At 66.6% G+C, this 16120-nt stretch carries 12 protein-coding genes; all 12 read left to right on the top strand.

The annotated features are described in order from the left end of the window. Positions 1 to 20 precede the first annotated feature (20 nt). The 12 genes from FRZ61_RS25965 to FRZ61_RS25910 all read left to right on the top strand — a co-directional run bounded on the left by FRZ61_RS25965 (position 21) and on the right by FRZ61_RS25910 (position 16101). Positions 21 to 1109, top strand: a complete 1089-nt coding sequence (locus FRZ61_RS25965; protein WP_225309014.1) for an ABC transporter ATP-binding protein — start codon at positions 21 to 23, stop codon at positions 1107 to 1109. A 133-nt stretch (positions 1110 to 1242) separates the two neighbouring features. Beyond that, entirely contained in the window at positions 1243 to 2379 is a 1137-nt protein-coding gene (locus FRZ61_RS25960) for an ABC transporter substrate-binding protein (RefSeq protein WP_151120542.1), read from the top strand. A 106-nt stretch (positions 2380 to 2485) separates the two neighbouring features. Continuing rightward, a complete protein-coding gene (locus tag FRZ61_RS25955; protein ID WP_151120541.1) occupies positions 2486 to 3367 on the top strand; it encodes an ABC transporter permease in 882 nt (293 codons plus the stop codon). 179 nt (positions 3368 to 3546) lie between these two features. Continuing rightward, positions 3547 to 4377 carry an ABC transporter permease gene (locus FRZ61_RS25950; RefSeq protein WP_151120540.1) on the top strand — a complete coding sequence of 277 codons (831 nt, stop codon included), beginning with the start codon at positions 3547 to 3549 and terminating at the stop codon, positions 4375 to 4377. Positions 4378 to 4486: 109 nt separating this feature from the next. Then, positions 4487 to 5083, top strand: a complete 597-nt coding sequence (locus tag FRZ61_RS25945) for a cysteine hydrolase family protein (RefSeq protein ID WP_151120539.1) — start codon at positions 4487 to 4489, stop codon at positions 5081 to 5083. Between the two features lie 24 nt (positions 5084 to 5107). After that, positions 5108 to 5740, top strand: coding sequence for a glutathione S-transferase family protein (locus tag FRZ61_RS25940; RefSeq protein ID WP_151120538.1), 633 nt, complete (start codon positions 5108 to 5110; stop codon positions 5738 to 5740). Between the two features lie 289 nt (positions 5741 to 6029). Continuing rightward, on the top strand, positions 6030 to 8468 hold the full coding sequence (locus FRZ61_RS25935) for a GcvT family protein (RefSeq protein WP_151120537.1): 2439 nt from the start codon (positions 6030 to 6032) through the stop codon (positions 8466 to 8468). 67 nt (positions 8469 to 8535) lie between these two features. Continuing rightward, a complete protein-coding gene (locus FRZ61_RS25930) occupies positions 8536 to 9468 on the top strand; it encodes a choline/ethanolamine kinase family protein (protein ID WP_151120536.1) in 933 nt (310 codons plus the stop codon). 4 nt (positions 9469 to 9472) lie between these two features. After that, the gene (locus tag FRZ61_RS25925) at positions 9473 to 10045 is read left to right on the top strand and encodes a DUF924 family protein (RefSeq protein WP_151120535.1); all 573 of its coding nucleotides are present in this window, start codon (positions 9473 to 9475) and stop codon (positions 10043 to 10045) included. A 214-nt stretch (positions 10046 to 10259) separates the two neighbouring features. Next, complete coding sequence (locus FRZ61_RS25920) at positions 10260 to 11450, top strand: efflux RND transporter periplasmic adaptor subunit (protein WP_151120534.1); 1191 nt, start codon at positions 10260 to 10262, stop codon at positions 11448 to 11450. Positions 11451 to 11475: 25 nt separating this feature from the next. Next, a complete protein-coding gene (locus FRZ61_RS25915; RefSeq protein WP_151120533.1) occupies positions 11476 to 14592 on the top strand; it encodes an efflux RND transporter permease subunit in 3117 nt (1038 codons plus the stop codon). A 327-nt stretch (positions 14593 to 14919) separates the two neighbouring features. Beyond that, positions 14920 to 16101, top strand: coding sequence for a DegT/DnrJ/EryC1/StrS family aminotransferase (locus FRZ61_RS25910; RefSeq protein WP_151120532.1), 1182 nt, complete (start codon positions 14920 to 14922; stop codon positions 16099 to 16101). The last annotated feature ends 19 nt before the right edge of the window (positions 16102 to 16120 follow it).

The following is a 16120-nucleotide window of genomic DNA, read 5'->3' as shown; positions in this document are numbered from 1 at the left end:
CGGATGTGCGATTTCGCGGCGTGTCCAAACGCTTCGCCGCCGTCGTCGCGGTCGATCATGTCTCCTTCGAGATTCCGCGCGGCGCCTTCCATTCCTTCCTCGGGCCCTCCGGCTGCGGCAAGACCACGACGCTGCGCCTGATCGCGGGCTTCGAGCAGCCGACCGAGGGCGCCATCGAGATCGGCGGCAGCTCGGTCGTGGGCGTGCCGGCCTACCAGCGCCCGGTGAACATGGTGTTCCAGCATTACGCCCTGTTCCCGCATCTCGACGTCTTCGCCAACATCGCCTACGGGCTTCGGCAGCGCCGGCCGCAGCCGGCCCGGGCCGAGATCGAGCGGCGGGTCGGCGAGGCGCTGGAGCTGGTGCGCCTGCCCGGCATGGGCAAGCGGCGCATCTGGGAGCTCTCCGGCGGGCAGCAGCAGCGCGTGGCGCTGGCGCGCGCGCTCATCAACCGCCCGACCGTGCTGCTGCTGGACGAGCCCCTGGCCGCCCTCGACCGCAAGCTGCGGCGGGACATGCAGATCGAGCTGCAGAACCTGCAGCGCGAGGTCGGCATCACCTTCATCCTGGTCACCCACGACCAGGAGGAGGCGCTCTCTATGAGCGATACGATCGGCATCATGCGCGACGGGCGCATCGTCCAGATGGGCCCGCCCAGCGAGCTCTATGACGCGCCGGTCAATCGCTATGTCGCCGATTTCGTCGGCGAATCGAATTTCTTCGCCGGCCGGCTGCTGCAGCAGGATTCCGGGGGCGCCGCGCTCAAGACCGACCGCGACGTGACGCTCGCCGCCCCGCTCTCGCGCAAGGGCGAGCCGCTGGCCGGCCAGGCGCGCGCCGTCATCGCCGTGCGCCCCGAGATCGTGGAGCTCTGGGACGAGGGCGATGCCCAGGGCGGCCGCGGCCTCGACTACCGCTTCACCGGCCGGGTCCATAACCGGATCTATCTGGGCGACCAGACCGAGTTCAGCATCGAGACGGCCGAGCTCGGCACCGTGCTGGTGCGGGCCCCCAAGGCCTCGCGCGCCGGCTCCGGCGCCTTCGCGCCCGGCAGCCGGGTGGGACTCGGCTGGCGGCGCCAGGGCGCGCTGGCGCTGGTCGACGCCTAGATCGGAGGGTTTTCAGCCGGTGCAGCGGAACACGACGGCGCCACCGGCCGAAAAGATGGGGTTCTACCGTCGCTCGTAAGACGAACCGTCGCCGGGAAAGACGACGGACAAACCGACAGGAGAGGAGACGACCATGGATCGGAAGGAATTCACTTATCACCTGCGCCGCTGGCAGAAGGGCTCGATCTCGCGCCGGCAGTTCCTGGGCGTGACGGGGCTGGGCGTGGCGACGGCCGTGCTGGCCAAGGCCATGCCGGAACTGGTGATGCCGCGCGCGGCCTATGCCGGCGATCTCGGCGACCGGGTGTCGCTGACCACCTGGCCCAACTATCACGACCCGAAGAACTTCGAGGATTTCACCGCCAAGACCGGCGTCGCCGTCGAGGTGAACGTGTTCGGCTCGAACGAGGAGATGCTGGCGAAGCTCCAGGCCGGCGGCACCGGCTGGGACCTGTTCGTGCCGACCAACTACACGATCTCGACCTACAAGGAGCTCGACCTGATCGAGCCGCTCGATCTCTCGCTGCTGCCGGCCTACGACCCCGCGGCGATGGAGCAGCGCTTCGTCGAGGCCGGCACGATCGACGGCAAGACCTACGCGGTCTCCAAGGACTGGGGCACCACGGGCTATGCGGTCAACACCAAGAAGATCACCGAGAAGATGACCTCCTGGAAGGATTTCTGGGACCTGGCGATGGGCAAATATACCGGCCGCGCCATGGTGCATGACTACCAGCTCACCACCATCGGCAACGCCCTCAAATATTACGGCTACTCCTTCAACTCGATCGATCCGAAGGAGTTGGGCGATGCCGAGAAGCTGCTCCTGGCGGCCAAGCCCCATCTCTTCGCGATCAACTCGGACTACCAGCCCTCGATGCGTAACGGCGATGCCTGGCTCACGGTCTGCTGGACCGGCGACGGCAAGCAGATGCATCGCGACATGCCCGAGATCGAATACGTGATCGGCAAGGAAGGCGGCGAGATCTGGTCCGACTTCTATGCCGTGCCCAAGGGCGCGCCGCATCGCGCCGCCGGCTATGCGCTCGCCAACTTCCTGCTGACGCCCGAGGTCAACGCCAAGGAAGTGCAGGCCCACGGCTATCCGTCGGCAGACTCCCGCACCAACAAGCTCCTGCCCAAGGAGCTGCTCGAGGATCCGATCATGTATCCGGCGGCCGAGCTCCTGGCCCCGCTCGAGTTCGGCGCGGCGGCGACGCTGACCAACCCGGCCCGCGCCGAGATCATGGCGCGCTTCAAGTCGGCCTGAGTTCCTGACCGCGCCTCCCTCGCCCGGCCGCTGACGCGGAACCTTCTCCCCTTCCTCGGGGAGAGGGAACGGGCGAGGGGGTTTCTCTCTTTCCGTATCGGAATTCATGGCGACAGCGACCCAGAGCGATCAGGCCGAAAGGCGCACCCGTTGGATCACGGTGCTGCTGCTGGCGCCCAGCGCATTCTGGTATCTGGCGCTGCTGGTGGTCCCGCTCGCGATCGTCGTCGTGTTCAGTTTCGGCGAACGGGCCGCCGCCGGCGGCTATCAGGCGGCCTTCACCATCGCCAACTACCTCAATCTGCCGGCGCGCGCCGCCGCCTTCCGCAACACGCTGATCCTGGCGCCGGTCGGCACCATCGTCTGCCTGCTCGCGGCCTATCCGCTCGCCTACTATCTCGCGATCAAGGCGAGCCCGCGGATGCGGCTCTTCCTGCTGATCCTCGTCATCGTCCCCTTCTGGACCAGCTTCCTGATCCGCACCTATGCCTGGATGTTCATCCTGGGCGGGCGCGGCCTGCCGGCAGTCATCGAGTGGCTGGGATTGGGCGAGGTCCGGCTCATCAACACGCCGCTCTCGGTCCTGATCGGCATGGTCTATGGCTATCTGCCGCTGATGGTGTTCCCGATCTTCGTGAGCCTCGAGCGGCTGGACAAGCGGCTGATCGAGGCCGCGGCCGATCTGGGCTCCAATCCCTGGCGCAGCTTCCTGCAGGTCACGCTGCCGCTCTCCGCGCCCGGCGTCATCACCGGCTGCATGCTGGTCTTCATCCTGCTGATGGGCGAGTACCTGATCCCGCAGCTCCTCGGCGGCGGCAAGGTGTTCTTCATCGGCAACGCGCTGGTCGATCTTTTCCTGCAGTCGCGCAACTGGCCGTTCGGCTCGGCCGTCGCCATGGGCTTGGTCGTCATCATGCTGGCCACCGTCACCATCTATCTGCGCGTGACCCGCCGCTACGGCGCCGGCCGCGACGTATCGCTGCTGTAGCGGCTGGGATGAGGTTGATGTCCGACAGCGGGGACGCGGCTCCCCCCTCCCTGCCCTCCCCCACAAGGGGGGAGGGGATGATTTTGTCGGCGCCGCCCGCGTTCTTATCCCCTCCCCCCTTGTGGGGGAGGGTGAGGGAGGGGGGTGGGCAACCGCTCCGCCCTCTCCGATAGATCGCCATGCGCGCCTATAGCATCGCCGTCTATCTGTTTCTCTATGCGCCGATCGTGCTGATCGTGCTGTTCAGCTTCAACAGCGGGAACAATGCCTCGGACTTCCAGGGCTTCTCGACGCTCTGGTACGGCAAGGCCGCCAACAATCGTTTCGTGATCGAGGCGGTGACCCACAGCCTCATCGTCGCCTCGAGCTCGGCCAGCCTCGCCACGGTCTTCGGCACCATGGCGGCTCTGGCCATACAGCGGGTCCGGGGTGCCGCCCGCCTCTTCTTCGATGCCATGACCTATATCGCGATCATGGTGCCGGGCATCGTCATCGGCATTTCGACCCTGATCGCGCTGGTGACGACCTTCGGCCTGGTCAACAACATACTGACCACGATCTGGCCCGGCGATCCGGCGACCGCGCCGCAGCTGGGAATGGGCTTCGGCTCGATCATCGCCGCCCATACCCTGTTCTCCCTCGCGCTGGTGATCGTGATCGTGCGGGCGCGCATCGCCGGCATGGACCGCAGCCTGATGGAAGCCTCGGCCGATCTCTACGCCACGCCCTGGGGCACTTTCCGTCAGGTAACCCTGCCCCTGATCCTGCCGGCGGTGGTCGCCGGCTTCCTTCTGAGCTTCACCTTCAGCTTCGACGATTTTGTCGTCGCCTTCTGGGTCGCCGGCTCCAAGACCACGCTGCCGATCTACATCTTCGCCTCGATCCGCCGCGGCGTCACACCCGAGATCAACGCGATCGGAACGGTGGTGCTGACGGTCTCGCTCATCCTGCTCTTCAGCGCGCAGTTCTTGCTGCGGCGCGGCGAAAAACCGAAGGCAAAGGCGGCCTGATCCCCCAACCGGCGGTGCAAGAAGTGGCTTGTCGAACCTGTTCCTTGGCGGCACCCTCACTCGCCGTCCGCGGTGTCTCGCGGACACTCACTTTGGGCATGGAACGGAGATGACGATGTCGACCGCGTTGTTGGTTGTCGATGTGCAGCGGATCTATACGGTCAAGGGCAACGAGCTCTACTGCAAGAACGCCGGCCAGACCGTCAAACGGATCAACCAGCTCATCGAGAAGTTCCGCGAGAAGAAGCAGCCGGTCTTCTTCATCCGCCATGTCCATAAGCTCGACGGTTCGGACCTCGGCCGCATGTTCGATTTCGCCGGCCCCGCCTCGGATTTCAGCTTCAAGGAGAAGACCGACGCGGTGGCCTATGACGAAAAGCTCGCGGTCCCGGCCAAGGCCAACGAGATCGTGAAGAGCCGCTATTCCTCCTTCGCCGGCACCGGCCTGCACGAGAAGCTGCAGAAGCTCGGCGTGACGCGCGTGGTCGTCACCGGCTTCATGACCAACTTCTGCTGCGACACGACGGCGCGTGACGCGCATGATCTCGACTACTACGTCGATTTCGTCCTCGACGCGACCGGCACGCCCGGCACCGCGAAGAGGGACCAGGAGCAGGTTCGCGACGCCGTGGGCGATTTCCTCGGCGGCGGGTTCGCGCGCGTCATGTCGACGCGCGAGTTCCTCAAGCAATTCGCGGCCGCTTGAACCCGGGAGGCAAGGAACCGCACCATGTACACGCTTTACTGGGGCCCCAACAGCGCGGCCCTGGCGCCCCAGATCCTGCTCGAGGAGATCGCTGCGCCGCATGAGCTCAAGACCATCGACACCTCGCAGCAGCAGCACCAGACCGCCGACTATCTGAAGCTCAACCCCAACGGCAAGATCCCCACGCTGGTGATCGACGGCAAGCAGGCGCTGTTCGAATCGGCCGCCATCTGCCTCTATCTGGCCGACCGCCACCCCGAGGCGAAGCTGGCGCCCTCGATCGCCGAGCCGGCGCGCGGCCTCTATTACCAATGGCTGGCGCATCTCACCAACACGCTGCAGCCGGCCTATCTGGCCTACTACTATCCGGACCGGCTTACCGACGATCCCAAGGGTGCCCCGCTCGTGCAGTCTCGGGCCCGGAAGGATCTCGCCCAGATCTGGGGCCGGATCGACAAGGCGCTGGGTGAAAAGGGCCCCTATCTGCTGGGCGACCGCTACAGCGCCTGCGATGCCTTCCTGTTCATGCTGTCCTGCTGGCAGGAGCCCCTGCCCGACCTCTATGGCCGCTTCAAGAACGTGAAGCGCTGTGCCGAGCTGGTGCGGGCCAGGCCGGCCGTGCAGCGCATCCTGCCGGCGAACGGCCTGGCGGCTTGAACACCTTATCCCCTCCCCCCTCGCGGGGGAGGGTCAGGGAGGGGGAAGTCTCGATGGGAGACACCGTGCATGAGCGGTACATCCCTGCTTCTCAGGCCGAGTCAGCCCCCTCCCTCGCCCTCCCCCGCGAGGGGGGAGGGGATGAGAGCGAGATCGCGGGCAAGGGCGATGTCTTTCCAATGAGCGACGGCTTGAACGGCGCCCGGCAATCCGCTTGAGTAGAACCGCTTAAGGCGCGGCCGCCTCGGCATGGGGGCGGCCGTTTTTCTTGACGGAGCGATAGGGAACCATGGCCGCCACGGAGCATGCGGAAATCGTCATTGTCGGCGGCGGCATCATCGGCTGCTCGATCGCCTATCACCTGACGCGGATGGGCAAGACCGACGTGTTGCTCCTGGAGAAGAGCGGGCTCACCCATGGCGCGACCTGGCATGCGGCGGGCCTGGTCGGGCAGCTGCGCGCCTCGCGCAACCTGACGCGCATGCTGCAGCGGAGCGTGGCACTCTACGACACGCTCGAGGCCGAGACCGGCCAGGCGACCGACTGGAAGCGGGTCGGCAGCCTGCGCCTCGCCTCCTCGCCCGGCCGGCTCATCGAGATCAAGCGCGCGCTCACCATGGCCAAGAGCTTCGGCCTCGAGATGCATCTGCTCTCGGCTCAGGAAGCGCAGGAGCTCTGTCCCATCCTCTCGACCGAGGGCGTGCTGGCGGCGGCCTATCTGCCGAGCGACGGCTATGCCGATCCGGCGAGCCTGACCCAGGCGCTCGCCAAGGGTGCCCGCATGAAGGGCGCCAAGATCCGGCAGGGCGTGAAGGTCACGGGCTTCGAGGTCAAGAACGGCCGTGTGGCCGCTGTTCTCACCCCGGACAGCCGCATCACCTGCGACATCCTCGTCAATGCCGGCGGCATGTGGGCGCGCGAGCTGGGCCTCTCGATGGGCGTGCGCGTGCCCTCGATCGCGGTCGAGCATCAATATCTCATCACCGATCCGATCCCCGACCTGCCCAAGACCATGCCGACGCTGCGCGACCCGGATTTGCGCATCTACTACAAGCCCGAGGTCCGCGGCATCGTGATCGGCGGCTGGGAGGAAGGCACGCCGGGCTTCGGCGAGAACGGCATCCCGCCCGATTTCGGCCAGCAGCTCCTGCCCGGCAATTTCGAGCGCTTCGAGAGCCTGGCGCAGGCGGCCTTCAAGCGCACGCCGATCGTCGAGACGGTGGGCGCGCGCGAGCTCGTCAACGGCCCGATCCCCTTCTCCGCCGACGGCGAATATGTGATGGGCAAGGCGCCCGAGCTCGACAATGTCTTCGTCGCGGCCGGGTTCACCTATGGCATCGCGGGCGGCGGCGGGGCCGGCGCCATGATGGCGGAATGGATCGTGCAGGGCAGGCCCAGCCTCGATCTCTGGCCGCTCGACATCCGCCGCTTCGGCTATCACCACGCCACCAAGGCCTTCTGCTTCCCGCGCGCGATCGACCTCTATGGCAAATATTACGCGCTGGGCTATCCCAGGCAGGAGCATCATTCCGCACGCGGCATCCGCCGCAGCCCGCTCTATGACACGCTCAAGGCCAAGCGCGCCGTGTTCGGCTCGCGCGGCGGCTGGGAGCGGCCGAACTGGTTCGCGCCGGCGGACATGGAGGCCGAGGACCGGCCTTCCTTCGGCCGCGCCAACTGGTTCGATGCCGTCGGCGCCGAGCATCGGGCGGTGCGCGAGCGCGTGGCGCTGATCGACCAAACCTCCTTTTCCAAGGCCGAGATCCTGGGACCGGGCACGCTGGCCGCCCTCCAGCGCCTTTGCGCCGCCGACATGGACAAGCCCCTGGGCAGCGTGATCTATACCCAGCTCTGCAACGAGCGCGGCGGCATCGAGGCCGATGTCACCTTCATCCGGCTGGAGGAGAACCGCTTCTATTTCGTCACCGGCAGCGCCTTCGCCACCCACGATTTCCACTGGATCCGCAGCCACCTGCCGCGCGACGGTTCGGTCCATCTGGTGGACATGACCTCGGGCCGCGCCACCATCAATCTGTGCGGACCGCAGGCACGCCGCGTGCTGGAGAAGGTGGCCGAGGCCGATGTCTCCAACGCGGCCTTCCCCTTCGCCACCGCCCGCGAGATCGCGGTGGGCGCCGCCCCCGTGCTGGCGGCGCGCATCGGCTATGTCGGCGAGCTCGGCTGGGAGCTGCATCTGCCGACCGAATATGCCCAGCATCTCTATGAGACCTTGTGGGAAGCGGGCGAGGAATTCGGCATCGCCGATGTCGGCTACCGTGCCATCGACACGCTGCGGATGGAGAAGGGCTATCTCTACTGGTCCTCGGACATCACGCCCGACTACAACCCCTTCGAGGCGGGGCTCGGATTCCGCGTCGCGCTGAAGAAGCCCGATTTCATCGGCCGCGAGGCGCTGGCCCGCGCCAAGGCCGATGGCCCCAAGCGCCGGCTCTGCAGCTTCACCCTCGATCAGCGCCGCGAGCTCGATCTGGCCGTGATCGGCGGCGAATGCGTGCTCAAGGACGGCAAGCCGGTCGCCACCGCCACCAGCGCCAATTTCGGCCACACGGTCGGCAGGTCGATCCTCTATGCCTATCTGGCGAACGAGGACATCGCGCCGCTCGGGACCGACGGCGTCTATGAGATCGAGGCCTATGGCGATCGTTATCGGGCGACACGCCATGAGGGGGCGCTCTATGATCCGAAGATGGAACGTTTGAAGAGCTGAGTGCCGTCGAGACCCGGCCAGGCCCGGCATCAAGACCGGGCCATCCGGGAAAGGGGGGAATGCGCAGATGAGCGGGGAAATCGAGGAGGTCCAGTCCCTCTTCAGCCGGATCCCGTTCCTGGCCCAGGCCGATCCGGCCCGGGCCCGGATCGAGCGGCTGGGCGGGCTCACCAACCGCAACTACAAGATCGCCACGCCGGACGGGAAAGCCTATGTGCTGCGCATCCCGGGTGCCGGCACCTCCGACTATATCGACCGCAAGGCGGAGCATCGGAACGCGGCCGCGGCCGACCGCGCCGGCGTGAACGCGCCGCTCCTCTTCTTCGATGCCGCCGACGGGCTCCAGGTGACGGGCTTCATCGAAGGCGCCGTCACCATGAACGCCGAGCGCTTCAAGGATCTGGGCGCGGTGGCGCGCGCAGCGCGCGCCTTCCGCAAGATGCATGACTCGGGCGAGACGCTCGCCGGCCGCTTCGAGCTGTTCCAGATGATGGACAATTACCTGGGCCTGCTGCGCGCCAAGGGCGCCAAGGTGCCGGACGGCTACGAAGCGGTGCAGAAGGAGGCCGAGGCAGTCCGCGCGGCGCTCGCCCGCCATCCCCTGCCGCTCAAGCCCTGCCATTGCGATCCCTTGGCCGAGAACTTCCTCGATACCGGCACGCGCATGGTGATCGTCGACTGGGAATATGCCGGCAACAACGATCCGATGTGGGATCTGGGCGATCTCTCGGTCGAGGCGGGATTCGGGTCCGACCAGGACGCGGCCGAGCTCGAGGCCTATTTCGAGGGCAGGGCGCCCGCCAACGATGTCGGCCGCATGGTGATGTACAAGGCCCTGTGCGACCTGCTCTGGACGCTGTGGGGCTGCATCCAGCTCATGAACCAGAACCCGGTCGACGATTTCTGGGGCTATGCGGTGAACCGCTTCGAGCGCTGCCAGGCGCTGATGGGCAGCCGGGATTTCGGCCGGCATCTCGACGCCGTGCGCCGGGGACCCTGAGCCGATGGATCCGCGCCTGCTGCTGGAGTTCTGGCTTTCCGATTATGCCCGGCCGCTCTGGTTCGAGAAGAACGCCGCCTTCGATGCGGAGATCCGCCACCGCTTCAGCGGATGGATCGAGCCCGCCGCGCAAGGGCGCTTCGCCGACTGGGAGCGGCGGCCCGACACGGCGCTGGCGCTGGTGGTGCTGCTCGACCAGTTCCCGCGCAACATCCATCGCGAGAGCCCGCGGGCCTATCTCCATGATGCGGTGACGCTCGCCATCGCGATGCGCGCCATCGCGCGCGGCCACGACCAGGCGCTGCCGCTGGACCAGCGTTTCTTCTTCTACATGCCGCTGGAACATTCCGAATCGCTGGCCGACCAGTGCCGGGCCATGGACCTGTTCCGGGGCTGGGTCGAGGCGCATGAGGGCGATCCCCGGCGCGGCAAGGCCGAGGAGGCGTTCCGCTATGTGGCGCGCCACCACGAGATCATCGAGCGTTTCGGGCGCTTTCCGCACCGGAACCGCTGCCTGGGCCGCAACAGCACACCCGAGGAGCTGGCCTTCCTGACCGAGCCGATGTCCTCGTTCTAGGAACCGCTACGCTCTAGCTTCCAAGCTTCGAGCGAGGTCCTGGGTCGACCGCTCGTTCGATCCTGAGGCGGCCCGCCCTTTCCGCCCCGGCAAAGCCCATGACAGAAAAGTAATCCGGGGTTGGCTTGGCGCCTGGGTTCGGCTTATATCCAGGGCCCCTCGCGTCAACCTGATTCTTTTCGCGCGGGAATCGAAACCCGAGGACTGCACGCCTATGCGCAGGATTGTTCTGATCGTCATCCTCCTGATCGCCGCCGCGGCCGCGGGCGGCTATTGGTGGAAGACCCGTCAGGCCGCGCAGGAAGCGGCCTCGGCCTCCAGCGAGGCCCCGGCCGGCGGCTTCTCGATCCCGGTCGAAGCGAGCCCGGTCGAGACCGCCAGCATCGACCTGGTGATCCCGGCGGTGGGCACGCTGCGCTCGAACGAATCGATCCGCGTCGCGCCCGAGATTCCCGGCCGGCTGGCCGAGATCCTGGTGCAGGAAGGCCAGAAGATCGACGAGGGCACGGTGATCGCCCGGCTCGACCAGTCGGTCTATCGCGCCGAACTGGAGCAGGCGCAGTCGGGCCTCGATCTCGCGAAGGCCGATGTCGAGCGCTACAAGAAGATGCGCGCGGGCGAGGTGGCCAGCGAGCAGTCGATGCAGCGCGCCGTCGCCGCGCTGAACGAGAACCTCGCCCGCATCGCGCTGGCGCAGGCCAACCTGGCCAAAACCGAGCTCCGGGCGCCGTTCGACGGCGTCCTGGGCCTGCGCCGGGTCAGCCTCGGCGACTATCTCGATGCCGGCGACGTGATCATCAATCTCGAGCAGGTCGATCCGCTGAAGGTCGATTTCCGCGTGCCGGAGATCTACTACACCACCGTCAATCTCGGCCAGACCATCAAGCTCGCCATCGACGCCCTGCCAGGCGAGACCTTCGAAGGCACGATCTATGCGATGGACCCGCTGATCGACGCCGGCGGCCGGGCGATCGTGCTGCGCGCCCATGTCCCCAACAGCCTCGACAAGCTGCGGCCCGGTCTCTTCGCCCGCGTCTCCCTGGTCTATGACACCCATCCCAACGCGCTGCTGGTGCCCGAATCGGCGATCGTGCCCTTCGGCAGCCAGAAGTTCGTGTTCCGCGTCGTCGATGGCAAGGCGGTGCAGACGGCGGTCAAGGTCGGCGAATACATCAACGACAAGGTCGAGGTGCTGGAGGGGCTCAAGGCCGGCGAACTGGTGGTGACGGCGGGCCAGCTCAAGATCGCCGATGGCATGGGCGTGACGCCGATCCCGAACGGCACGGCACCCTCGGGCTCGGGCCAGGAGGCGCCCGGCCAGGGTGCCTCCGGGGAGAGCGGCACCACGGAGAACCAGCCGGCGGCGGGCGGTTCCGGCAGCGATGCCGGCGCCGGCGGCGGCTGAACCGTCGGCATCGGGAGCCCGTCCTTTGCGCATCTCCGACATCTGCATCAAGCGCCCGGTCTTCGCGACCGTGCTCTCGATCGTGCTGACGCTGATCGGGCTCGTCTCCTATTCGCGCATCACCGTGCGCGAATATCCCAATATCGACGAACCGGTGGTGACGGTCTCGACCACCTATCGCGGCGCCTCGGCCGAGATCGTCGAGAGCCAGGTCACCAAGACCATCGAGAATTCGCTCTCCGGCATCGAGGGCGTGGAATACGTCACCTCGATCAGCCGGTCCGAGGAAAGCCAGATCACCGCCCGCTTCCGCATCACCCGCGACGTGGATGCCGCCGCCAACGATGTGCGCGACCGCGTGGCGCGCGTGCGCGGCGAGCTGCCCGACGGCATCGAGGAGCCGGTCGTCTCCAAGGTCGAGGCCGACGCCGAGCCGATCCTCTATCTCGCCTTCTCCTCCGACCGCCATTCCGACCTGGAGATCACCGATTTCGCCGACCGGGTGGTGCAGGACCGGCTGCAGACCCTGCCCGGCGTGGCCGACGTGCCGATCTATGGCGAGCGGCGCTATTCCATGCGCATCTGGCTCGACCGCGACAAGCTCGCGGCCTATCAGCTCACCACCCAGGATGTCGAGGCCGCGCTGGTGGCCCAGAACGCCGAGATCCCGGCGGGCCGGATCGAGGGCACGCGGCGCGAGTTCACCGTCGTCTCGCAGACCGACCTGCGCACGCCCGAAGAGTTCGGCAACATCATCCTCAAGAATGCCGACGGCTATCTGGTGCGGATGCGCGACGTGGCGCGGGTCGAGATCGGCGCCGAGGACGACCGCATCATCGCCCGCTTCCAGGGCAAGAGCGCCGTGGCGCTGGGCGTGGTCAAGCAGTCGGTCGCCAACCCGCTCGACGTGTCGCGGGCCGTGCGCGACGCCATCCCCGAGATCGAGGCGCAGCTGCCGCCCGGCATGAAGATCGACATGGCCTACGATTCGGCGGTCTTCATCGATCGTTCGATCGAGGCGGTCTACCACACCATCGGCGAGGCCGTGCTGCTGGTGGTGGGGGTGATCTTCCTGTTCCTGCGCTCGCTCAGGGCCACGCTGGTGCCGCTCGTCACCATCCCGGTCTCGCTGATCGGCGCCTTCGCGATCATGTTCCTCTGCGGCTTCTCCATCAACACGCTGACGCTGCTCGCCTTCGTGCTGGCGATCGGGCTCGTGGTCGACGACGCGATCGTGGTGCTGGAGAACATCTTCCGCCATATCGAGGAGGGGCTGAAGCCGATCGATGCCGCGCTCAAGGGCATGCGCGAGATCGGCTTCGCGGTCGTGGCCATGACGCTGACGCTGGCCGCCGTGTTCGCGCCGCTCGCCTTCACCGAGGGCCGCACCGGGCGGCTCTTCGTCGAGTTCGCGCTGACCCTGGCGGGCGCCGTGCTGATCTCGGGCTTCGTGGCCCTGACCCTCTCGCCCATGATGTGCGGGCGCATGCTCAAGCACAGCGCGCGCCATGGCTTCGTCTACAACACGATCGAGCGCGCGCTGGTCGGTCTCACCGACGGCTATCGCCGCTTCCTGGGCGCGGTCCTGCGCTGGCGAATCGTCGTGGTGCTGCTCTTCCTGCTGGTCGCCGGCGCCGGCGTCTTCACCTTCCGGCTGCTGCCTTCGGAGCTCGCCCCCTACGAGGATCGCGGCTCGCTGCTCGCCATCATGATCGCGCCCGAGGGCGCCACGGCGGGCTATACCGACCGCTACCTCAAGATGATCGAGCAGCTCTGGGAGGGCGTGCCGGAGAAAGAGGCCTATTTCACCGTGACCGGCTTCCCGGTGGTGAACCAGGCGATCGGCTTCATGAGCTTCGTCGACTGGTCGAAGCGCAAGCGTTCGGCCTTCGAGATCGTCCAGGGCCTGTCGGGCCCGATGTTCGCCAATCCGGGCCTGCTGGCCTTCCCGATCCTGTTCCCGCCGCTGGGCCAGGAATTCGACCAGACCCCGGTCCAGTTCGTGGTGCAGACCACCGGCACCTATGAGGAGCTGCAGGATCTGGTGAACAAGATCATGGCCGAGGCCGCGAAGAATCCGGGCCTCGCCAATCTCGACACCGACCTCAAGCTCAACAAGCCGGAGCTCCGGATCGATGTCGACCGCGACAAGGCCGCCGACCTGGGCGTGCCCGTGGCGGCCCTGGGCCGCACGCTCGAGACGCTGCTGGGCTCGCGCCAGATCACGCGCTTCAAGCTCGAGGGCGAGCAGTACGACGTGATCCTGCGCATGGAGGAGACCGAGCGCAGCCGGCCCGGCGACATCAGCGCGATCTATGTGCGCGGCCGCACGGGCGACATGATCCCGCTCGCCAACCTGGTCAAGATCGACGAGACCGTGGCGCCGCGCGAGCTCAACCACTTCAACAAGCTCCGGGCCGCGCGCATCACGGCCTCGATCGCGCCCGGCTATAGCCTGGGGCAGGCGCTCGAGTTCCTGCGCCAGACCGTGGCCCGGGTCGCCACCACCCCGGTCTCGATCGACTATGCCGGCCAGTCGCGCGAGTTCCTGCAGGCCTCGAGCAGCCTCTATGTCGTCTTCGCGCTGGCCCTCGTCTTCATCTTCCTGGTGCTGTCGGCGCAGTTCGAGAGCTTCCGCGATCCGCTCATCATCATGCTGACCGTGCCGATCGCCATGACCGGGGCGCTCGCGGCGCTGCATTTCACCCACGGCACGCTCAACGTCTACAGCCAGATCGGCCTCGTCACGCTGGTGGGGCTCATCACCAAGCATGGCATCCTGATCGTCGAGTTCGCCAACCAGCTGCGGGCGCAAGGCAAGGCCAAGATCGAGGCCGTGATCGAGGCGGCCTCCTTGCGGCTGCGGCCGATCCTGATGACGACGGGCGCCATGGTGCTGGGCGCCATCCCCCTGGCGCTCGCCACCGGGGCGGGTGCCGAGAGCCGCCAGCAGATCGGCTGGGTCATCGTCGGCGGCATGACCCTGGGCACGCTCCTGACCCTGTTCGTGGTACCGGTCGCCTACTCGCTGCTGGCGCCGAAGAAGCTTCCCGACGCGATCGTCGAATCCGCGCGCGAGCATGCCGCGATCGAGCGCGAGGAGGAAGCCCGCCGCCGGCGCGCCGAGGCCCCGGCCGAGTAGCCCGCATTTCCCGCCCCCCGGCAACCGAACGGTTGCCGTCGCACCGTTATGCCCAATCCCGATGACCGGATTGACGACGGCACGCTCTTATTATCATATTGGACCGTCAGCCTCGGACCGCAGAAAAAATTTCAACCTCCGCAAGAATCAGTGACGCCTCAAACATTTGCGATTTCCTTCCCAGGGTTTCGAAGCTTCTGGGTTTTCCTTTCTCCGTAGATTCATTGGCGGCCATCGGCAACCGGAGCGCGAGGCCGATGGCTCGTTGCGTCGAGAGTCGGACGACGACCTGATGGCTTGGCATTACCCCCGAAGGAAACGAAGCCCATGAGCATTCAACTCTTCGTCCCGAGCTTCGCCGTGGAGGAAGTTCTCGCGGAAATCCGTGAGTGCCTCGAGCGCGGCTGGACCGGGCTCGGCTTCAAGACAGTCGAGATCGAGAATCGTTGGAAAGACCATACCGGTCTTCCCCATGCGCATTTCCTGAACTCGGCGACGGCCGGCCTTCATCTCGCCCTGAACATCTTCAAGGAGGAGTACGGCTGGAAGGACGGAGACGAGATCATCACCACGCCCCTGACCTTCGTTTCGACCAACCACGCCATTCTCTATGAGGGCCTCAAGCCCGTCTTCGCCGACATCGACGAATATCTCTGCCTCGACCCCCGCTCGGTGGAGCAGCTCATCACGCCGCGCACGCGGGCGGTGATTTTCGTCGGGCTCGGCGGCAGCACGGGCCGTCTCGAGGAGATTCAGTCGCTTTGCGCCGCCCACGGTATAAAGCTGATCCTGGATGCCGCCCACATGGCCGGCACGCGGCTGCATGGCCGCACGCCCCGCGGCGACGCGACCGTCTATTCCTTCCAGGCCGTCAAGAACCTGCCCACGGCCGATTCCGGGATGATCTGTTTCGACGACGAGCATCTGGATGCGATCGCCCGGAAGAAGACCTGGCTTGGCATCAACAAGGACACCTATACGCGGACCAGCGAGGGCGGCACCTACAAGTGGCTTTATGACGTGGAGTATGTGGGCTTCAAATACCACGGCAACTCCATCATGGCCGCGATCGCGCTGGCGCAGCTGCCGTACCTGGAGCGGGACAATGCGCGCCGGCGCGAGATCGCCGCGCGCTACGATTCCGGGTTCGGCGGCCAGGAGAGGGTCGCCACGGTCCCCGTGCCGCCGGGCTGCGAATCATCGCGCCACCTCTACCAGATCACCGTCGACGACCGCGATCGGATGATGGTGTATCTCAACGAATGCGGAATCTTTCCCGGCGTGCACTATCTCACCAACACCAACTACCGCATGTTCGCCGATTGCCGCGGCCTCTGCCCGAACGCCGAACAGGCGTCCGAACGGATCATCTCCCTGCCGCTGCACCTTCGGCTCACGGATGCCGACGTCGACACCGTGATCGATCGGGTGATCCGGTTTTCGCATCGGCAAAGTCGGCCCGCGGCGGCGAAGGAGACGCCTCATGTCGGGATCATGGCCGGCCGCTGAGCGGAAGCTCGCGCGCGCG

Origin of the sequence: Hypericibacter adhaerens, from assembly GCF_008728835.1 — a bacterium.
Lineage (GTDB): Bacteria > Pseudomonadota > Alphaproteobacteria > Dongiales > Dongiaceae > Hypericibacter > Hypericibacter adhaerens.
Note: the sequence above shows the minus strand (reverse complement) of the source record. Positions and strands in the feature narration are given on the sequence as shown.